Raw genomic sequence first — 21182 nt, forward strand, 5'->3', positions numbered from 1 at the left:
CATGCTGCTCGTTGCGTTGCAGGTTTGCAACATGTGTGTCGTTCTGGCCAAATCGAATCAATGACTTGGCGTTGGCATGCCATTTGCGCCTAATCCCGTATCCCAACCCTGGAATCGCCATGACGTCCTCACCCACCGCTTCCGCCGGCATGCGCTTCCGCGCTGCGCTGGCTGCCGAATCGCCGCTGCAGGTGATCGGTGCGATCAATGCCAACCATGCGCTGCTGGCGCAGCGTGCCGGCTACCAGGCCATCTACCTGTCTGGCGGCGGTGTAGCGGCCGGTTCGCTGGGGCTGCCGGACCTGGGCATCAATACGCTGGAAGACGTGCTGATCGACGTGCGCCGCATCACCGATGTCTGCGAGCTGCCGCTGCTGGTGGATGTGGACACCGGCTTCGGGCCGAGCGCGTTCAATATCGAGCGCACCATCAAGTCGCTGATCAAGGCGGGCGCAGCCGGCTGCCATATCGAGGACCAGGTCGGCGCCAAGCGTTGCGGGCATCGGCCGGGCAAGGAGATCGTCAGCCAGGCCGAAATGGTCGACCGGGTCAAAGCGGCGGCCGATGCCAAGACCGATGCGGCGTTCTTCCTGATTGCGCGCACCGATGCGATCCAGATGGAAGGCGTGGATGCGGCGATCGAACGTGCGATCGCCTGCGTGGAAGCCGGTGCCGACGGCATCTTTGCCGAAGCCGCGTACGACCTGGACACCTACAAGCGTTTTGTCGATGCAGTGGGCGTGCCGGTGCTGGCCAACATCACCGAATTCGGCAAGACACCGCTGTTCACGCGCGACCAGCTTGCGCAGGCCGGTGTGGCGATCCAGCTGTTTCCGCTGTCGGCATTCCGTGCGGCCAACAAGGCGGCCGAGGCGGTCTATACCGCGATTCGGCGCGACGGCCATCAGCAGGCCGTGCTGGACACCATGCAGACGCGCGAAGAGCTGTACGAGCGCATCGGCTACCACGGCTACGAGCAGCGCCTGGACGCGTTGTTTGCACGCAAAGGCGCATGATCGTGCCTTGCTGCGTGCAGGTTCCGCAACTTCATCCGTGACACCGCAACACGACACCGTTTGGGAGCGCATCGCATGAACGACACCGTCAATCCCGGCTTCAAGCCGAAAAAATCCGTCGCACTGTCCGGCACTGCTGCAGGCAACACCGCGCTGTGCACGGTGGGCCGCAGCGGCAACGATCTGCATTACCGTGGCTACGACATCCTGGATCTGGCCACCACCAGCGAGTTCGAGGAAATTGCCTACCTGCTGGTGCACGGCAAGCTGCCCAACAACGGCGAACTGCGCGGCTACAAGGCCAAGCTGCGTTCGCTGCGCGGCGTGCCGGCGGCAGTGAAAACCGCACTGGAGCAGCTGCCGCCGTCGGCGCATCCGATGGACGTGATGCGCACCGGGGTGTCGGTGCTGGGTTGCCTGCAGCCGGAGAAGGACGATCACAATCATCCTGGCGCGCGCGATATCGCCGACAAGCTGATGGCCTCGCTGGGATCGATGCTGCTGTACTGGTACCACTACAGCCACAACGGCAAGCGCATCGAGGTGGAAACCGACGACGACTCGATCGGCGGGCACTTCCTGCATCTGCTGCACGGGTTTGCGCCGAAGGACTCGTGGGTGCGTGCGATGCACACCAGCCTGATCCTGTACGCCGAACACGAGTTCAACGCGTCCACGTTTGCAAGCCGGGTGATCGCCGGCACCGGCAGCGACATGTACAGCGCCATCGCCGGCGGCATCGGCGCATTGCGCGGCCCCAAGCATGGTGGCGCCAACGAGGTGGCCTTCGAGGTGCAGAAACGCTACGACACCCCGGACGAGGCCGAGGCCGACATCAAGGCGCGTGTGGAACGCAAGGAAGTGGTGATCGGCTTCGGGCACCCGGTCTACACCGTGTCCGATCCGCGCAACAAGGTGATCAAGGAGGTGGCGCGCGAACTCTCTGACGAGCAGGGCAGCCGCAAGATGTACGACATCGCCGAGCGCCTGGAGACGGTGATGTGGGACATCAAGAAGATGTTCCCCAACCTGGATTGGTTCAGTGCGGTCAGCTACCACATGATGGGCGTGCCGACGGCGATGTTTACGCCGCTGTTCGTGCTGGCGCGAACTGCCGGGTGGAGCGCGCACATCGTCGAGCAGCGCATGGACGGCAAGATCATTCGTCCCTCGGCCAATTACACCGGCCCGGAAGATCAGGTCTTCGTACCGCTGGATCAACGCTCCTGAGGACGCGCCAGCGGTTGGCTTGATCCATCACGATCGCCTTCGTTCAACGAAGGCGATCAGACGATGGCAACCGCAACGAGAGATGGCAATCCCCCTACACGCCGGAAATCCTGAATCCGATTCCCGATTCCCGATTCCCGATTCCCGATTCCCGAATCCCGAATCCCGAATCCCGAATCCCGAATCCCGAATCCCGAATCCCAAATCCCAAATCCCAAATCCCAAATCCCAAATCCCAAATCCCAAATCCCAAATCCCAAATCCCAAAATACCCCCGCCCGCTTCGATATCGCCAGCCATGAACAGCCAGTACCGCAAGCCCTTGCCGGGCACCTCGTTGGACTACTTCGATGCACGCGCCGCCGTGGATGCGCTGCAACCCGGCGCCTATGCAACGCTGCCGTACACCGCACGTGTGCATGCGGAGAATCTGGTGCGGCGCGCCGAACCGCAGATGCTGGAGGCCTACCTGCGCCAGCTGATCGAGCGCAGGCGCGACCTGGATTTTCCGTGGTTTCCGGCGCGTGTGGTCTGTCACGACATCCTGGGGCAGACTGCGCTGGTCGACCTGGCCGGGCTGCGCGATGCGATCGCCGAGCAGGGTGGCGACCCGGCGCAGGTCAACCCGGTGGTGCCGGTGCAGTTGATCGTAGATCACTCGCTGGCGGTGGAATACGCCGGTTTCGACAAGCAGGCCTTCGCCAAGAATCGCAGCGTGGAAGATCGCCGCAACGCCGACCGCTTCCACTTCATCGAATGGACCAAGCGCGCATTCGAAAACATGGAAGTGATTCCGCCGGGCAACGGGATCATGCATCAGATCAATCTGGAGAAGATGTCGCCGGTGATCTACACGCTCGACGGTGTGGCGTTCCCGGATACCTGCGTAGGCACCGACAGCCACACCCCGCATGTGGATGCGCTGGGTGTGATCGCGGTGGGCGTGGGCGGGCTGGAAGCGGAAAACGTGATGCTGGGGCGCGCCTCGTGGATGCGCCTGCCCGACATCATCGGTGTGGAACTGCTGGGCCGGCCGGCGCCCGGCATCACCGCCACCGACATCGTGCTGGCCCTGACCGAGTTCCTGCGTCAGCAACGTGTGGTCGGTGCCTATCTGGAGTTCTATGGGGCCGGCGCCAGCGCGCTGACCATCGGCGATCGCGCAACCATCTCCAACATGACGCCGGAGTTCGGTGCCACTGCGGCGATGTTCTATATCGACCAGCAGACGCTGGATTACCTGCGCCTGACCGGGCGCGAGGACGCACAGATCGCCTTGGTGGAGACCTACGCACGCCACACCGGCCTGTGGGCGGATGACCTGGTCACAGCGCAGTATGAGCGTGTGCTGCAGTTCGACCTGTCGAGCGTGGTGCGCAACATGGCCGGGCCGTCCAATCCGCACAAGCGCGTGGCCACCAGCGAGCTGGCCGAGCGCGGCATTGCCGGCGTCTGGGAGGAAGTATCGGGCCAGATGCCCGATGGCGCGGTGATCATCGCGGCAATCACCTCGTGCACCAATACCTCCAACCCGCGCAATGTCATTGCCGCGGGCTTGCTGGCGCGCAATGCGAATGCACGCGGATTGACGCGCAAGCCCTGGGTGAAAAGTTCGCTGGCGCCGGGCTCCAAGGCGGTGCAGTTGTACCTGGAAGAGGCCGGGTTGCTGGGCGAGCTGGAACAATTGGGTTTCGGCATCGTCGCGTTTGCCTGCACCACCTGTAATGGCATGAGCGGCGCGCTGGACCCTGCGATCCAGCAGGAGATCATCGAACGCGATCTGTATGCCACCGCGGTGTTGTCGGGCAACCGTAATTTCGACGGGCGCATCCATCCGTATGCGAAGCAGGCGTTTCTGGCATCGCCGCCGTTGGTGATTGCCTATGCCATCGCCGGCACGGTGCGCTTCGATATCGAAAAGGATGTGCTGGGCATCGATGCCGATGGCGTGCCGGTGACGCTCAAGGACCTGTGGCCGAGCGATGCGGAGATCGATGCGGTGGTGGCGCGCAGCGTCAAGCCGGAGCACTTCCGCAGCGTCTACGACCCGATGTTCAAGCGCAGCGTGGGGCAGGGCATCCAGGTGAGCCCGTTGTACGACTGGCGGCCGGCCAGCACCTACATCCGGCGCCCGCCGTACTGGGAAGGCGCGCTTGCCGGTGCACGCAGTTTGCAGGGCCTGCGCCCGTTGGCGGTGCTGGGCGACAACATCACCACCGACCATCTGTCGCCGTCGAATGCGATCCTGGCCGGCAGCGCGGCAGGCGAATACCTGGCGCAGATGGGCGTGCCGGAGGAAGACTTCAATTCCTACGCCACCCATCGCGGCGATCACCTTACCGCGCAGCGCGCCACCTTCGCCAACCCCAAGCTGGTCAACGAAATGGCGGTGATCGATGGACAGGTCACCGCCGGTTCGCTGACGCGGCTGGAACCGGAAGGGCAGGTACTGCGCATGTGGGAGGCGATCGAAACCTACATGATGCGCAAGCAGCCGCTGATCATCATTGCCGGTGCCGATTACGGGCAGGGCTCCTCGCGCGACTGGGCTGCCAAGGGCGTGCGTCTGGCCGGGGTGGAGGTGATCGTGGCCGAAGGCTTCGAGCGGATTCACCGCACCAACCTGATCGGCATGGGCGTGTTACCGCTGGAGTTTAAGCCGGGCACCGACCGCAAGACGCTGGGCATCGATGGCAGCGAAACCTTCGATGTGGTCGGCGAGCGCACGCCGGGCGCCACGCTGACGCTGTCGATCCATCGGCGCAACGGCGAGCAGGTGCAGGTGCCGGTCACCTGCCGCCTGGACACCGCCGAGGAAGTGTCCATCTACGAGGCGGGCGGCGTGCTGCAACGGTTTGCGCAGGATTTTCTTGAGAGCCGGGAATCGGGAGTCGGGAATCGAGATTTGTTGAAAGCGACATCAGTACCGCAAGCGCACTAGCGTCCATGGCCCCTGCCGTGGGTCTGCCACCCAATCCCCATTCTCCAATCCCCAATCCCGGCCCTCCCATGACCCCGCTCCCCCAACTCCGCATCCCGGCCACCTACATGCGTGGCGGCACCAGCAAGGGCGTGTTCTTTCGCCTGCAGGATCTACCCGCTGCCGCGCAGCAGCCCGGGCCTGCGCGCGATGCGTTGTTGCTGCGGGTGGTCGGCAGCCCCGATCCGTATGGCAAGCAGATCGATGGCATGGGTGGGGCGACCTCCAGCACCAGCAAGAGCGTGATCGTGTCGGCCAGCACGCGTGCCGGGCACGATGTGGACTACCTGTTCGGGCAGGTGTCCATCGACAGCGCGTTCGTGGACTGGAGCGGCAACTGCGGCAACCTGTCGGCGGCGGTGGGGCCGTTTGCGATCGCCAATGGCCTGGTCGATGCCGCGCGGGTGCCGCGCGACGGCGTGGCAACGGTGCGGATCTGGCAGGCCAATATCGGCAAGACCATCGTGGCGCATGTGCCGATGACCGATGGCCAGGTGCAGGAAACCGGCGACTTCGAACTGGATGGGGTGACCTTTCCTGCCGCCGAAGTGCAGCTGGAATTTCTCGACCCGGCCGACGATGCCGAAGGCGAGGGCGGGGCGATGTTCCCCACCGGCCAGCTGATCGATCAGCTGGAGATTCCCGGCCTGGGCACGATCGCCGCAACGCTGATCAATGCCGGCATCCCGACCATCTTCGTCAACGCGCGCGACCTGGGCTATACCGGTACCGAGCTGCAGGAAGCGATCAATGGCGACCCGCGTGCATTGACGATGTTCGAGACCCTGCGTGCGCACGGCGCGGTGCGGATGGGCTTGATTGCGAAGGTGGAAGACGCAGCGACGCGGCAGCACACGCCGAAGGTGGCGTTCGTGGCGCCGCCGGCCGATTACACCGCCTCCAGCGGCAAACCGGTGCACGCTGCCGAGCTCGATCTGCTGGTGCGCGCGATGTCGATGGGCAAGTTGCATCACGCCATGATGGGCACCGCCGCGGTGGCGATCGGCACCGCGGCCGCCGTGCCCGGCACCCTGGTCAATCTGGCAGCGGGCGGCGCGGCGCGTTCTGCGGTGCGTTTCGGGCATCCCTCCGGAACCTTGCGCGTCGGCGCCGAGGCGCAGCTGGTGGATGGCCAGTGGCAGGTGACCAAGGCACTGATGAGCCGCAGTGCGCGGGTGCTGATGGAAGGCTGGGTGCGGGTGCCGTTCGATGACGCCGGGGTCGGCTGATCGCCCGCTGAGACCGGGCAGGCCCCAACGTACAAATTGCATGCGCGTGTTGCATTAATTCGAACGCCTTTTCGAATTCGGAAAACTTTTTCGCACGCGCTCTGCCAAATTTGTGTAAATCGTGTTAATTCTGTTGCAACGCGGCATGCAGATCAGGCCGCTCCGCCAACCGAATTCGGAGTCTTCCCATGTCCGCCAGCCGGTCGCTCAAGATCAGCGCGCTCGCCGTTGCCGTTGCTTCCCTTCTCCCGCTTCATGCCGCTGCCCAGCAGGCGCCCGGCGACGACGGTGTCGTGCGCCTGGACGCGGTCAAGGTCACGGTCGAGCGCCGCTCGGAAGATTCCAAGGACGTACCGGTCTCGGCATCGGTGCTGCGTCCGGAATTCCTGGATGCCATCTCCACCAGCGGCTCGGATATCCGCGTGCTCGCGGGCAAGGCGCCCAGCCTCAACATCGAGTCGTCCAACGGCCGTGTATTCCCGCGCGTGTACATCCGCGGCTACGGCAACACCGACTTCAACACCTATGCCTCGCAGCCGGTGTCGCTGATCTATGACGACGTGGTGCAGGAAAACGCATTCCTGAAGGGCTTCCCGATCTTCGATCTGGAAGGCCTGGAAGTGCTGCGCGGCCCGCAGGGCACGCTGTTCGGCCGCAACACGCCGGCCGGCGTGGTCAAGTTCAACTCGGTCAAGCCGGCCATCGGCGCCAATGACGGCTACGCCAGCCTGTCCTACGGCACCTACGGCACCATGACCCTGGAAAGCGGCCTGAGCATCGCCATGGGCGACCATTGGGCGGCGCGTCTGTCCACGCTGGGCCAGCGCCGCGACGACTGGGTGGAAAACCGCGATGGCCGCGATCTGGAAGGCTATACCGACTCGGCCGTGCGCCTGCAGCTGCTGTATCAGGCCAGCGACGATTTCAGCGCCTTGTTCAACGCGCATGCGCGTCACCTGGACGGCACCGCGCGCTTGTTCCGCGCCAACATCATTCAGCCCGGCACCAACCAGCTGGTGGACGGCTTCGACGAAGAGAAGTCCTTCATCGACGGCGCCAACAACCAGGAACTGCAGACCTACGGCGGCAGCGCCAATCTGACCTGGGACCTGGGCGACATCGCGCTGCACTCGATCACTGCCTACGAAGGCATCGGCAAGTACTACAGCCGCGGCGATATCGACGGCGGCTTCGGCGCGGTGTTCGCACCGCCGTCCGGCCCGGGCGTGATTCCGTTCCCGGTGGAAACCGCCGGCGGCATCAAGAGCCTGGACCAGTACAGCCAGGAACTGCGTGCCGAATCGCAATACGAAGGCCCGCTCAACTGGCAGGCCGGCCTGTACTACTTCCACGACGACGTGGAAGGCGAAAACTACACCTACAACACCTTCAGCGGCGGCGATCTGGCCAGCTACCAATTGACCCGTCAGCGCAATACCTCGTGGGCAGCGTTCGGCTCGTTGAACTACGCGGCCACCGATCGCCTGAACCTGCGCGCCGGCATCCGCTACACCTACGACAAGAAGACCTTCGACGTGCTGGCGCTGGACCGCGTCACGCTGGTCGAGCCGTCCAGCGGCGAGACCGACAACTCCAAGGTCACCGGCGATCTGGCGGCCACCTTCGCCATCAACGATGACGTCAACGTGTACGCCCGTGCCGCACGCGGTTTCCGCGGCGCCAGCTTCGGCGTGCCCTCGGGCACCGCGCCGCTGACCGTGGCCGAGCCGGAGACGGTGGATTCGTTCGAGATCGGCATCAAGTCCGACCTGTTCGACAACCGCGCGCGTCTGAGCTTTGACATCTACGATTTCCGCGTCAAGAACCAGCAGCTCACCGCAGTGGGCGGCGTCTCCAACGACGTGCGCCTGCTCAACGCCGACAAGACCAAGGCGCGCGGCGCCGAGTTCGACTTCGAAGCGCTGCTCACCCAGAACCTGCGCGTCACCGCCGGCGGCGCCTACAACTGGACCCGCATCGACGACCCGACCCTGTCGGTGGGCGTGTGCCGCACCTGCACCGTGACCGACCCGCTCAATGCGGCCGGCAATGCCATCATCGACGGCAACGACCTGCCGCAGGCTGCCAAGTGGATGGCCAACGCCACCCTGCGTTACGGCATCCCGATGGGCAACGACGGCGAGCTGTTCTTCTACACCGACTGGTCCTACCGCAGCGAAGTGAACTTCTTCCTGTACGACTCCAAGGAGTTCACCGGCCAGCCGCTGGTCGAGGGCGGCGCCAAGATCGGCTACAACTGGGGCGCGGGCACGTATGAGTTGTCGGTGTTCTGCCGCAACTGCACCAACCAGATCCGCGTGACCGGTGCGATCGACTTCAACAACCTCACCGGCTTCATCAACGACCCGCGCATCGTCGGTGCGCAGTTCCGCGCCAACTTCTGATCGGCGTCGTGGTGTAGCACTATCGAACCGCCGGCCAACATGCCGGCGGTTTTTTTATGGTCGCAGGAGTGGATGCATGCAGCGGAGATGGCGAAACATGTGGTGGATGCTGGGGCTGTGGTGTGCGTCGGCAGTGGCATGGGCGCAGACGCCTGCCGCCACTGCAGCGCAGCCAACGCCCACATCGACGTCGACGTCCCCCGAGTTGCTGGTGGTCTCCACCGATATCGGCGACGACATCGACGATGCGTTTGCGCTCGGGCTGTTGCTGCGTAGCCCGCAGCTGCATGTGCTGGGCATCGCATCGGCCTGGGGCGACACCAGCGTGCGTGCGCAGTTGCTGCAGCGCCTGTTGCAGCAGGCCGGGCGCAGCGAGATTCCGTTGGCGGTGGGCGCACGCACCACCAGCGCGATCCCCTTCAGCCAGGCGCGCTGGGCCGCCAGGGGACAGTTGCCCGGCAAGCTGCCGGATGCGGCGGCGATGATCCTGCAGCAGGCGCGCCTGCACCCTGGCAAGGTGACCTTGCTGGTATTGGGGCCGATGACCGACGCCGCAGTGGCGCAGCAGCGCGACCCGGCCGGCTTTGCCAAGCTCAAGCGTATCGTGGCGATGGGCGGGTCGGTACGCGTCGGCTATGGCAAGTCGGCCTATCGTCCGGCCAGCGCGCCGGCGCCGGAGTACAACATCCTGGCCGATGTGCCGGCGGCGCAGCGGGTGTTCGCGGCCGGCGTGCCGATCGTGTTGCTGCCCTTGGACGCCACCCAGATCACGCTGGAAGAACCCGAGCGCATCGCCTTGTTTGCACATGGCGATGGGCTCACCGATGCGCTCACCCAGCTGTATTACCAGTGGCGCAATACCGACCAGCCCTGGGCCAGCGCCACGCCGACCCTGTTCGACGCAGTGCCGGTGGCCTGGCTGCTGCGCCCCGACCTGTGCCCGACCACGCCGCTGCATCTGGACGTCGATGCGCAGGGCTACACCCGCGAAGGCGCAGGCACGCCGAACGTGCAGGCCTGCCTGCGCGCGGACAAGCCGGCGTTGATCGACCTGTACATGCGCACGGTGCTGCAGTTGCGCTAGGAGTGGCTATCAAGATGTGGTGAGCGCCGGCTTGGTGGCGAGCGCAGTGGTTTTATTGGCCGTACTTTGGGATGCAGTCAAAAGCCTGGTTGGTCGTGTGCGCGGTGCCCTCACCGCTCGCGGGACACGCCGCAAGTACATCCTTGTAGGCTCGGTGGCGGCATCCATGCCGCCACACGGTCCCGCAATCGGCGAGGACACCGCACCAGAAAATGCGTCGGTTGCTTGGTTGAACGCCTGCTAGTTGCTCTGCTTGTGATGGAACGTTTGTTCGACGCACCATCCTCCGAACAATGCACGCCATGCCCTGTGTGCGCCCCTGCACACCGACCATCTCGACTGGTCCTTGCCCGCCCACCGTCGCGGGACCTTACGCGGCATGGATGCCGCGTAAGAGCCTACATGGACGTACTTGCGGCGTGTCCTGCGAGGGTGGGCGGGCAAGGGCCCTGCAGCCAAGCCGCAACTCAGCGGCCTGCCATGGACTGGTGTCAAACCATTGCGCTCACCACTGGTCGGGCGCGCCGGTGCCGTCGCAGCGCTGGCCCGATGGCGCATCATCGCCGCCCATCGGCAAGTCCTTGCGTCGCCCCATGCCGCCATCGGTGAAGTGAACGGCATCGCTATACTTGCGTCCTCAGTCATGGGGTAGTGCGAATGGACAGCCGGGAATCAGGGATGAAGCGGTCGGGTACGCGGCGCATGTTGCTGTGGGTGGTCTTGCTGGGCGTGGCGATCGGCGCGGTGGCGTGCAAGCGCAACGAAAGCGGCCAGCTGCCTGCCGCCAGCGGCGAGGCGATCAAGGCCGACAAGCAGGCCATCACCGGTTTCGCGCTGGCGCGCGCCTATCCCGACCAGACCAGCGACGGCCTGTCGCTGGCGCTGGAATTCTCGCGGCCGTTGGTGGGCACGCAGGACTTCGATGCGCTGGTGCGTTTCGAGGAAAAAGTCGGCACCGGCGACAGCAGCTGGACCCTGTCCGACGACGGCAAGACGCTGCGCTACCCGTACGTGGAAGCGGCCAAGGACTACACCGTGCTGGTCGACGCCAACCTGCTGGCCGCCGATGGCAGCCGCCTGGGCAAGCCGCTCAAGCAGAAGGTCTACACCGGCGCGCTCAAGCCAGTGGCCGGGTTCGCTTCGCAAGGCAGCGTGCTGCCGGCACGCGAGAGCCGCGGTCTGCCGGTGGTGTCGGTCAACGTGCCGGAAGTGGACGTGGAGTTCCTGCGCGTGCGCGAGAAGTCGCTGCCGGCGTTCTTCCAGCAGTTCCAGCGCGGCGGTCGTCGCGGCAGCTGGGAGCTGGAGAGCGAATATAACGACAAGCAGCCGTTGTCCAAGCTGGCCGACCCGGTCTACGTCAATCGTTTCATTCTCGGCGGCAAGCAGAACGAGCGCGTGCTGACCTACCTGCCCACGCAGGACATCAAGGAGCTGCAGGAACCGGGCCTGTACTTTGCGGTGATGAAGCGTGCCGGCAGTTTCGACAATGGCTTCGATACCGCCTTCTTTACCGTCAGCGACATCGGCCTGCACACGCGCGCCTACAAGGACAAGCTGTTCGTGCACACCGCCTCGCTGCAGAGCGGCGAGCCGATCAAGAACGTGGAAGTGCGCGTCCTCGATGCCAAGGGCGAGCTGTTCCTCAAGGGTGCCACCGACGGCAACGGCAATGCGCTGCTCAACTACACGCTCGATGCCGGCCACGTGCTGGTGGCGCGCAGCAAGACCGATATCTCGGTGCTGCCGTTCAACCAACCGGCGCTGGACCTGAGCGAATTTGCGGTGGCCGGGCGCGAGAGTGCCTGGTTCGACGTGTTCGCCTGGGCCGGCCGCGACCTGTATCGCCCTGGCGAGACCATGCGCGTGTCGGCGATCCTGCGCGACAACGACGGCAAGCCGACCAAGCCGCAACCGGTGTTCCTGCGCCTCAAGCAGCCGGACGGCAAGACCTTCCGCGAGACCAAGCTGCAGCCGGGCGAGCAGGGCTATTTCGAGTTCAGCCAGCAGATTCCGGCCGATGCGCCGACCGGCCGCTGGCAGGTGGAATTCCGCACCGATCCGGCCAGCAAGGACGCCGTGCAGGGCATGACCGTGCGCGTGGAAGAGTTCCTGCCCGAGCGCATGAAGCTGGATCTGGACAGCACCCAAAAGACCCTGAGCGCCGGCCAGCCGTTCACGCTGGTCGCCAATGCCGCGTACCTGTATGGCGCGCCGGCCGATGGCAACCGTTTCACCGCCAAGCTTGCGGTCAGCGTCGAGCAGCATCCGCTCGAGTCCTTGCCGGGCTGGTTCTTCGGCGACCCCACGCTGGAGCTGCCGCGCGACGCCAAGGACGTGATCGACACCGAGTTCGGCAGCGATGGCGTGTTGCGCGAAGACATCGCGCTGCCTGCCGAAGCCAAGCCGGTCAGCACGATTGCGGCGGTGGTCTCGGGCAGTGTGTACGAGACCGGCGGGCGTACCGTCACCCGCAGCGTCAAGCGCGTGCTGTGGCCGGCCAAGGCGCTGGTCGGCGTACGCCCCCTGTTCGACGACAAGGACGGCACCGACGCCAACGGCACCGCGCGCTTCGAAATCACCCGCGTGGATGCCGATGGCAAGCCGCAACCGGCCAAGGGCCTGAAGGCCACGCTGGTGCGCGAGCTGCGCGACTACCACTGGAACTACACCGACGACCACTGGGATTACGACTTCACCCGCCGCTTCGAGAACAAGGACACGCGCACGCTCGACATCGCCAGCGGCAACGCCAAGCTCGAGGTCCCGGTGGAGTGGGGCGAGTACCGCCTGGACGTGTTCGACCCGTCCACCGGGCTGACCACGCGCTACCCGTTCCGCGCCGGCTGGAGCTGGAACGACGAAAACCGCGGCCTGGACGCGCGCCCGGACAAGGTCAAGCTGGCCTTGGACAAGACTGCCTATCGCGCCGGCGACACGCTCACCGTCACGCTGACCCCGCCGCATGCCGGCAAGGGCGTGCTGCTGGTGGAAAGCGACAAGCTGCTGTACGTGCAGGACATCGACGTCAAGCCGGGCAGCAGCTTCGAAATCCCGGTGACCGACGCGTGGGAACGCCACGATGTCTACGTCACCGCGTTGGTGTTCCGCGGCGGCAGTGCGCCGAGCAAGATCACCCCGGCGCGCGCGGTGGGCGTGGCGTATGTGCCGATGGACCGCAAGGCGCGACGCGTGGCAGTGGGCCTGGCTGCGCCCAAGCAGATGCGCCCCGAGCAGGCGTTGCCGGTGACGGTGAGCGTGCCCGAGCTGGCCGGCAAGGCGGCGCACGTGACCATCTCGGCAGTGGACGTGGGCATCCTCAACATCACCCGCTTCCCGGTGCCCGATGCCAACGCGCAGTTCTTCGCGCAGCGTCGTCTGGGCACCGATGCCTACGACATCTATGGCCGCGTGATCGAGAGCTTCGAAGGCGCCAGCGGCAAGCTCAAGTTCGGCGGCGACATGGCGCTGGAAGCCTTGCCGCAGGCCAAGCGCCCGACCGCGCGCGTGCAGACCGTGGACCTGTTCTCCGGCTCGGTGAAGCTCGATGCCAAGGGCAATGCGCGCGTGCAACTGCCGGTGCCGGATTTCAACGGCACGCTGCGGGTGTCGGCGTTGGTGTATTCGGATACGCGGTTCGGCAACCACGCGGTGGAAACCGTGGTGCGCGCCCCGATCCTGGCCGAGGCCAGCATGCCGCGCGTGATGGCACCGGGCGACCGCAGCACGGTGACGCTGGATGTGCAGAACTTCACCGGCAAGCCGGGCGAGTTCAATGTGCGCGTGGACGGGATCGGCCCGCTGGCCATCGCCGAGGCGGCGCGCAGCGTCAAGCTTGGTGTGGATGCCAAGCAGACGCTGAGCTTCCCGCTGAGCGCCACCGAAGGCTATAGCGTGGCCAAGGTGCGCGTGCGTGTAGACGGCAACGGCTTCAAGGCCGACCGCAGTTACGACCTGCCGGTGCGTGCCGGCTGGCCGCAGGTATTGCGTGCGCAGACGCGCGTGCTCGATCCGCTGGCGCCGATCACCCTGGACAGCGGCTTTGCCGATGGCCTGATGGCCGGCTCGGTGACCGCGCGCATGGTGGTCAGCCCGCTGCCGCCGATTCCGTTCGCCAGCGCCCTGCAGGGTGCGTTGGACTATCCGTATGGCTGCGCCGAGCAGACCACCAGCAAGGGCTATGCCGCACTCTTGCTCGACGATGCCACCGCCAGGACGCTGGGCACCAAGGGGCTGGAGGCGGCCAAGCGCCGCGAGCGCATGGAAGGCGCATTCGGTCGCCTGGCCTCGATGCAGATCGCCAGCGGGCATTTTTCGATGTGGGGCGACGACGGTTACGTCAATCCGGGCCTGACCCCGTACATCGCCGAGTTCCTGCTCGACGCCAAGGATGCCGGCTTTGCGGTGCCCGACAACGTGCTGCAGAAGGCGCTCAATCGACTCAGCGAGGACCTGCTGTCCGGTGGCAACGAGTTCTACGGGCAGGACCGCCGCGATAGCCTGAAGTTCGCCAACCAGGCCTGGTCCGGCTATGTGCTGGCACGCGTCAACCGCGCGCCGCTGGGCACGCTGCGCGCGTTGTACGACAACCAGCGCGACAAGGCATTGACCGGCTTGTCGCTGGTGCATCTGGGCGCGGCATTGTCGCTGCAGGGCGACACCAAGCGTGGGCAGGCGGCGATCAAGGCGGGTTTTGCCAAGGACAGCAGCGAGCGTCCGCCGTACTTCGCCGATTACGGCAGCGCGATCCGCGACGATGCCTTGATGATGGCGTTGCTGCACGAGCGTGGCTTGTCCAAGCCCGAGTACGACACCCGCGCAGTGGCATTGGGCCGGGCGCTGGATGCACGCCGCGCCACCGGCTGGCTGTGGCTGAGCACGCAGGAGCAGGTGGCGCTGGCGCGCTTGGGCAAGGCCTTGATGGTCGGGCAGGGCAAGCAGGTGTCCGGTACCTTGACTGTTGGCGGCGAGACGCAGGAGATTGCGCCGGTACGCCTGTTCGGGCACAGTTTCGACAGCGCCGCCCTGGCGCGCGGCGTGCAGTTCGCACCGCAGGGCGAGGCACCGATGTACGCCAGCCTGGAAGTGGCCGGCATCCCGCGCAGCGCGCCGGAGCCGGACACGCGCAACCTCAGCGTGGAGCGCAGCTGGTACACCACCGACGGTAAACCCTGGACCCCGCGTGCATTGAAGGAAGGCGAAGCGCTGATCGTGCGCGTCACCATCACCGCCAACAGCGACATGCCGGACGCGCTACTGACCGACCTGCTGCCGGCCGGCCTGGAGATCGAGAACTTCAATCTCGGCGATGCCAAGCAGTGGGCCGATGTGGTGGTGGACGGCATCGGCATCAGCGAGCGTTCCAGCGCCGCCGACGTCAAGCACGAAGAGTTCCGCGACGACCGTTACGTGGCCGCGCTGGCGCTGTCCTCGGGCAGCAAGGCGCAGTTGTATTACCTGGTGCGCGCAGTCACCCCGGGCACTTACACGGTGCCGCCATCGTTGGTGGAAGACATGTACCGCCCCGAGCTGCGCGGCGTGGGGCGCAGCACGCCAGCGACGATGACGGTGGTGCAGCCGTAGGACAACAAGGTAGGAGCGCGCTCGCGCGCGATGGGGCGTTACCGGTAACGCCCCATCGCGCGCAAGCGCGCTCCTACGCCAGCGCTTCTTCGTTTACGGCGGCATCGCTGCGCACTGTCTTTTCGATGCGATGTAAGCGACACGCAAGGATCGTTGGGAAAGACGATCTGCGCACCGTGGCTCGTTACCTTATCGCCAACCCGCTACGCACCGGACTGGTCGAGCGGGTCGGCGACTATCCATTCTGGGATGCAATCTGGCTGCCGTAGGAGCGCGCTTGCGCGCGATTGGGCGTCACCGGGAAAGCCTCATCGCGCGCAGGCGCGCTCCTACGCCAGCGCTTCTTCGCTTACGGCGACATCGCTGCGCACTGTCTTTTCGATGCGATGCCAGCGACATGCAGGGGTCATTTTTGCTGGCTACGGTGGCGTGCTTTCTCACAGGCGCGGCATTCCCGCTGCGCGATCTCGGGATTCCATGCAGCGCTCCGATTCGTACCGTTTGCACTTGTCCGTTCTCGCCGTTGCCATTGCGGCGTGTTCGCCAGCCTCGCAGGCATGCGCCAACGAGTGGGCGGCTATTGCAGCCGACGTCTCTGCTCAAATGTCTGCTGCGGCCATGACCGCGACCGCGGGCGCATCAGCGAGCGCAGCTACAACTACAGCTGCACCTACAGCTAATAATGACGAGGCATCCACGCCTGAGGCTGAAGTTGCGACTGCAAGGCAACGTTCTCCATTGCCAGTAGATGCATCCGCTGATTCCATAGACCCTGCATCCCCTGCATCCCCTACATCGGCACAAGGCGAGGCATCCACTAGCGACGCATCGGCCACCACCAAAACCGGCGTGCAGACCCTCGATGCCATGCAGGTCACCGGCGTGCGCCGTGCCAATGCTGCCGCGGTGGAAAGCAAGCGCGCGGCAACCAATATCACCGATGTGATCAGCGCCACCGATGTGCGCGCCTTGCCCGACAGCACCATCGTCGAAGCGCTGCGCCGCGTGCCCGGCCTGTCGGTATTGCCGGCCACCGACAACGAGCATCCGCGCGACGAGGCCGCTACACCGGTACTGCGGGGCCTGGGCCCGTCCTACAACAACGTCACCATCGACGGGCTGACCATTGCCTCGCCCGGCACGCCGAACGGCACGCTCGGCTCGATCACCCGCGGCGTGCGTCTGGACCTGCTGCCGGCATCGATGGTCAGCGAGTTGCAGGTGGTCAAGACCTTCACGCCCGACCTGGACCCCAATGCAACGGGCGGGGCGATCAACCTCAAGACGCGCAGCGCCTTCGAAAACGGCGGCAAGCCCTTCTTCAGCGCCGAAGCGGCGCTGGGCCACGCCAACGATGTCGGCAAGCCGCGCGATCAGGACGACCCCGGCTATCGCCTGAACGCCACCGGCAGCCGCACCTTCGGCAGCGAGCAGCAATACGGGGTCACCCTGTCGGCCAACTACCAGACGCTGAGCAGCTATACCGAAACCCATATGACCACCGACACGGTGCATTACGGGTTCTACGACAACAACGGCGTGCTGCAGACCGGCGCCAATCTCGGCAATGGCTGGGCGGTGCCGCAGCAGGACAAGTACTGGTACGTCCAGAACCAGCGCGACCGCTATGGCGTCACCGGCAAGTTCGAAGTGCATCCCAGTGCCGCGCTGGAAGCCTATGCAACGGCCGGCTACTACTATTTCAAGGACAACATGGAGCGCAACGAGGTCATCATCGACCCGCGCAACCGTGGCCAGGTATTCAATCAGACCGCCAGCTCCGGCAGCTACCCCGGCGGCGACATCGAGGTGGGTTACTCGAACCAGATCGTCACCACACGCACCAAGGTCGCGCAGCTGGGCACGATCTGGCGGCCCACCGATCGGCAACAGTTTTCCGCGCGCGGCGCGTGGTCGGATGCGACCTACGACGAGCCGATCCGCATGATCAAGTACGCTACCGGCATCACCCGCGCCGCAGCGGTACCGGTGGGCCAGACCGGCAGCGGTGTGACCATCAATGCCACGCCCAACTACGCATTCAATTACGACACCTCCGGCTTCGATCAGCGCTTCGGGGTGTCGCCGCAGGCCTACAACGATCTGGGCAACTACAGCCTGTCGTACTGGCGCCCGGACTACAAACGCACCGCGGCCGATCGCATCCTCACCGGCCGGCTGGATTACGGTTTCAACCAAGGCGAGAGCGATCAGGGCATCGGCTTTGCCGCGGGCGTGTCGTACACCACCGACAAACCGTCCTACGACATCTATCGCGTCGAATATCAGCCCAATACCAGTGCGCCGGCGTTTGGCCTGGCCGATGTGGCGGGTACCGGCCGGGCGCCGATGCGCTACGCCGGCCTGAACCTGATCACCATCGATCCAGACAAGGCCAATCGCGCATTGGCTGCAACGCCGTTGAGCGCGTTCAACAGCACCGACCAGCAGGCCTTCAGCAATCAGGACAACTTCACCCATACCGAAAAGACCTTCGGCAGCTATGGCCTGATCAGCTATCGCAGCGAGCGTTTCAATGTGCAGGGCGGTCTGCATTTCGACAGTACCAGGCTCGATACGGTCGGCCGCCAGCGGCAGCTGGATGCCGCGACCAACCGCTATGTGTATGTCGATAACCCGACCAGTGCCGATTACCACTATCTGCTGCCCTCGGCCATCATGACCTACCACCTGACAGATGCATTGGACCTGCGCGCCGGCGCAAGCCGTACGCTCGGCCGCCCGCCATACGATGCGTATGCGGCGCGCACCTCGATCGGCTTCGTCAACACGGCCGATGCCGGCAACCCGAATGCGCAAGGCGTCACCGTCACCATCGGCAACCCGGACATCAAGCCGCGCGTGTCCAATAACCTGGATCTGTCGCTGGAATGGCGCCTGCCCGGCGATTTCGACGCGTTCGCGTCCACGGCCGTGTTCGACAAGCGCATCCAGGACGAGATCTTTACGCTGTCGCGCACCGACAGCTTCACCTTCGACGGCACCACTTACGCCAACGCGCTGATCAGCACGCCGGCCAATGCCGCCAAGGCGCGTATCCGCGGGGTGGAGTTCAACGGCATCGTCAACACCTTGGCGCCGATCGCACCGTGGCTGAGTGGGGTCGGTTTCAGTGCAAACTTTGCGGTGCTCGATGGCAGCCTGGATGTGCCCTACAGCGTTGGCAGCGGCAGCAATGTGAGCCAGCGCGAGCGCAAGCTCGACAACCTGGTCGGGCAGCCCGACTACACCGCCAATGCCACGCTGTTCTACAACAGCGGCGGGCTGGAGCTGCGCGCGGCCTACAATCGTCAGGGCAAGGCCTTGCGTGCCATCGTCAGCAATATCGACTGGCAGGACCTGTATTGGTCGCCGCGTTCGCAGCTGGATTTCACCGCGACCTATGCGATCAGCAAACAGCTCAGCCTGATCGGCCAGGTCAGCAACCTCACCCATAGCCGCATCACCAGCGTGACCGGCCCGGGGCAGAACCTGCTCAAGGACAGCTATTCGGTGCCTACGACGTATTGGTTCGGTCTGCGCTTTACGCCGACGTTCTAGGCGCGGCGAAGCTGGCATGGCGAGCAGAGCTCGGGTAGGTGCGCGCGGTGCGTGGAAATCAGGATGTGCACCTGGCAGGGCGCCATGCTGAGTACCCGCCGCGCCTACCTGACCGACACGCAATAGTTCTGTTAATCCCTTCAAGCGGAGTTGTTCGATGACCTTACGTACTGCCGCCACCGTCGCGGCCATGCTGTGCGCGGCACTGGCCACCCATGCGAGCGCGGCGCCCACCGGCGTGGCCGCAATCCAGGCCCGGCTGACCAATCCTGCCGGCGGCATCGTGGTGGTGGCTCATCGCGGTTGCCACGCGCCGGCACCGGAGCATGGGTTCAAGGACAGCGCACCGGAGAACTCGCTGGCCGCGCTGGAGCGCTGCATCGCCATCGGTGCCGACGTGATGGAGACCGATGTGCGGCGCGCCGCCGACGGCACACTGGTGATGCTGCACGACGCCACCGTGGACCGCACCACCGACGGCACCGGCAAGCTGTCCGAGCTGACCTTGGCCGACCTGCAAAAATTGCGGCTGCGCAGCGACGAAGGTGGCGCGCAGGCGCCGCTGACCGACCAACGCGTGGTCACGCTCGAGCAGATGCTGGCCAGGTCCAAGGGCCACATCCTGCTCAACCTGGACGTCAAGGATGCGATCTACGTGCAGGTGGTCGATGCGGTTGCCCGTGCCGGCATGCAGCACCAGGTGATCGTCAAGGCCGAAGCCGGTATCGCCACGCCGCCGCTGGCGGCGATGCTGCCGTTCGACAAGGTGTATTTCTTCCCGATCCTGATCAACGCCCATGGCACTGCCGACCTGGCCGCGATCGCCACTGCGCAGACACGCAACGCGCATCCGGTCGCGTTCGAGCTGCCCAAGATGCCAGCAGCGCAATTGCCGGCGTTGGTTGCAGTGAGCAAGGCACACAAGGTGCGGCTGATGGTCAACTCGCTGTGGGAAGGCTTCATCGCCGGGTACGGCGGCGACGCCGATGCCGCGCGCGATCCTGACAAGGTGTGGGGCCGCCTGTACCGCGAAGGCGTGTCGATCATCCAGACCGATGCGCCGGAAGCCTTGCTGCGCTATCGCGCGTCGCTGGAGCAGCGGTGAGCGTCGCGTTGCATCATCGCATGCAGCTGGCCTGCGACGGGAGCGGATGTCGCCGCGCAATGTGATCCGTGGAACTGCGGCGGTGGTGTTGCCGTTATAGTCAGCGTTCGTTTGCACGCAAGGGCGTCTGCATGCCGCTCGATACATCCCTGCGCCGACTCACGCCGCATGTCGTCTGGTTGTTGGTGCTGCTGGTCGCGCTGCAGGTGCGTGATGTGGCCAAGGCCCTTGGTTTTCCAATCCCGAAAATTCCGGTGCCTTACGGCGGTGGGATTCTCGACAATCTGCTCAGCGTAGTGCTCGTGCTCGTCGCAGCGGCGTTGCTGCGTCCTGGCATGCCAGGCGAGCTCGCGGCGCGTCTGGGGTTGCGTTGGAACGGCTTACGCGGCCCGGCGCTGACGTTGCTGGCCACACTGCCGTGTTGGCTGGGGCTGTGGACGCAGTCCAGCTCGGTCGGCACCGACGATCTGCTTGGCCTGCTCTGGTTGGCGCTGCTGTTTCCGCTAGCGGAAGAAATCGTGTTTCGCGGTTTCGGTTTCGTCTTTGCCTGCCGTGCGCTGGCCTGGCGTCCGGCAGTCGCGGCGCTGGTGCAGGCGGTTGTGTTTGGCGGTGTGCATTGGCTCGGGGCCGGCGGTGGAGGTGGCGAGGCGTTGCTGATCTTCGCCATTACCGGTATCGGTGCGCTGCTGTTTGCCATCGTGGACGCGCAGGATGGCTACACGATCTGGAGCGGCTGGGTGTTGCATGTCTCGCTCAACGCGGCCTGGACGGTCTTTGCGGTCTCCGATTCGGCGGCCAGCGGCTGGCTCGGCATTGCGTTGCGCCTGTCTGCGGTATTCCTGGCGATGGGGCTGCTGCGGCTGTTCGTAAGGCCGCGTCGCTCGCCGCACGTGGACGTGGTGGGCTAGCGCACCAGTCGTCGCGCAAGCAGGAGCGTGCAGTCACGTTGATCGCTCAACGCCGCAGCTTGCCGCGCGCGATGGTGGCCGAAA

At 65.2% G+C, this 21182-nt stretch carries 10 protein-coding genes and 1 pseudogene; all 11 read left to right on the forward strand.

Annotation, left to right across the window (positions count from 1 at the left end):
• The first annotated feature begins 119 nt into the window (after positions 1-119).
• The 11 genes and pseudogenes from prpB to ACCQ04_RS05555 all read left to right on the forward strand — a co-directional run bounded on the left by prpB (position 120) and on the right by ACCQ04_RS05555 (position 21098).
• On the forward strand, positions 120-1016 hold the full coding sequence (gene prpB, locus ACCQ04_RS05505) for a methylisocitrate lyase (protein WP_104568847.1): 897 nt from the start codon (positions 120-122) through the stop codon (positions 1014-1016).
• 75 nt (positions 1017-1091) lie between these two features.
• Complete coding sequence (gene prpC / locus ACCQ04_RS05510; RefSeq protein ID WP_226426725.1) at positions 1092-2246, forward strand: bifunctional 2-methylcitrate synthase/citrate synthase; 1155 nt, start codon at positions 1092-1094, stop codon at positions 2244-2246.
• A 298-nt stretch (positions 2247-2544) separates the two neighbouring features.
• The gene (acnD, locus tag ACCQ04_RS05515; RefSeq protein ID WP_226426724.1) at positions 2545-5187 is read left to right on the forward strand and encodes a Fe/S-dependent 2-methylisocitrate dehydratase AcnD; all 2643 of its coding nucleotides are present in this window, start codon (positions 2545-2547) and stop codon (positions 5185-5187) included.
• 68 nt (positions 5188-5255) lie between these two features.
• Positions 5256-6455 (forward strand): 2-methylaconitate cis-trans isomerase PrpF, encoded by a 1200-nt coding sequence (prpF, locus tag ACCQ04_RS05520; RefSeq protein WP_226426723.1) that lies wholly within the window; start codon positions 5256-5258, stop codon positions 6453-6455.
• 188 nt (positions 6456-6643) lie between these two features.
• Positions 6644-8860: a TonB-dependent receptor gene (locus tag ACCQ04_RS05525; RefSeq protein ID WP_226426722.1), complete on the forward strand. Its 2217-nt coding sequence runs from the start codon at positions 6644-6646 to the stop codon at positions 8858-8860.
• A 106-nt stretch (positions 8861-8966) separates the two neighbouring features.
• The gene (locus ACCQ04_RS05530; protein ID WP_102581901.1) at positions 8967-9944 is read left to right on the forward strand and encodes a nucleoside hydrolase; all 978 of its coding nucleotides are present in this window, start codon (positions 8967-8969) and stop codon (positions 9942-9944) included.
• Positions 9945-10622: 678 nt separating this feature from the next.
• Positions 10623-15524 (forward strand): alpha-2-macroglobulin family protein, encoded by a 4902-nt coding sequence (locus ACCQ04_RS05535; RefSeq protein ID WP_226426721.1) that lies wholly within the window; start codon positions 10623-10625, stop codon positions 15522-15524.
• Positions 15525-15685: 161 nt separating this feature from the next.
• Positions 15686-15793, forward strand: a pseudogene (locus ACCQ04_RS05540) (REP-associated tyrosine transposase); the annotation flags it as partial.
• A gap of 496 nt (positions 15794-16289) precedes the next feature.
• Positions 16290-19085, forward strand: a complete 2796-nt coding sequence (locus tag ACCQ04_RS05545) for a TonB-dependent receptor (protein WP_372358772.1) — start codon at positions 16290-16292, stop codon at positions 19083-19085.
• A gap of 157 nt (positions 19086-19242) precedes the next feature.
• A complete protein-coding gene (locus ACCQ04_RS05550; RefSeq protein WP_226426719.1) occupies positions 19243-20190 on the forward strand; it encodes a glycerophosphodiester phosphodiesterase family protein in 948 nt (315 codons plus the stop codon).
• Between the two features lie 131 nt (positions 20191-20321).
• Positions 20322-21098: a CPBP family glutamic-type intramembrane protease gene (locus tag ACCQ04_RS05555; RefSeq protein WP_226426718.1), complete on the forward strand. Its 777-nt coding sequence runs from the start codon at positions 20322-20324 to the stop codon at positions 21096-21098.
• Positions 21099-21182: the final 84 nt, after the last annotated feature.

The sequence above is a fragment of the Xanthomonas sp. NCPPB 2866 genome (assembly GCF_041475745.2).
GTDB lineage: Bacteria > Pseudomonadota > Gammaproteobacteria > Xanthomonadales > Xanthomonadaceae > Xanthomonas > Xanthomonas arboricola.

What these genes read in the sequence shown, in the direction of transcription:
- ACCQ04_RS05535 (WP_226426721.1), top strand. Translation starts at nt 10,623, where the DNA reads ATGAAGCGGTCGGGTACGCGGCGCATGTTGCTGTGGGTGGTCTTGCTG.
- prpC (WP_226426725.1), top strand. Translation starts at nt 1,092, where the DNA reads ATGAACGACACCGTCAATCCCGGCTTCAAGCCGAAAAAATCCGTCGCA.
- prpF (WP_226426723.1), top strand. Translation starts at nt 5,256, where the DNA reads ATGACCCCGCTCCCCCAACTCCGCATCCCGGCCACCTACATGCGTGGC.
- prpB (WP_104568847.1), top strand. Translation starts at nt 120, where the DNA reads ATGACGTCCTCACCCACCGCTTCCGCCGGCATGCGCTTCCGCGCTGCG.
- ACCQ04_RS05525 (WP_226426722.1), top strand. Translation starts at nt 6,644, where the DNA reads ATGTCCGCCAGCCGGTCGCTCAAGATCAGCGCGCTCGCCGTTGCCGTT.
- ACCQ04_RS05550 (WP_226426719.1), top strand. Translation starts at nt 19,243, where the DNA reads ATGACCTTACGTACTGCCGCCACCGTCGCGGCCATGCTGTGCGCGGCA.
- ACCQ04_RS05555 (WP_226426718.1), top strand. Translation starts at nt 20,322, where the DNA reads ATGCCGCTCGATACATCCCTGCGCCGACTCACGCCGCATGTCGTCTGG.
- ACCQ04_RS05530 (WP_102581901.1), top strand. Translation starts at nt 8,967, where the DNA reads ATGCTGGGGCTGTGGTGTGCGTCGGCAGTGGCATGGGCGCAGACGCCT.
- acnD (WP_226426724.1), top strand. Translation starts at nt 2,545, where the DNA reads ATGAACAGCCAGTACCGCAAGCCCTTGCCGGGCACCTCGTTGGACTAC.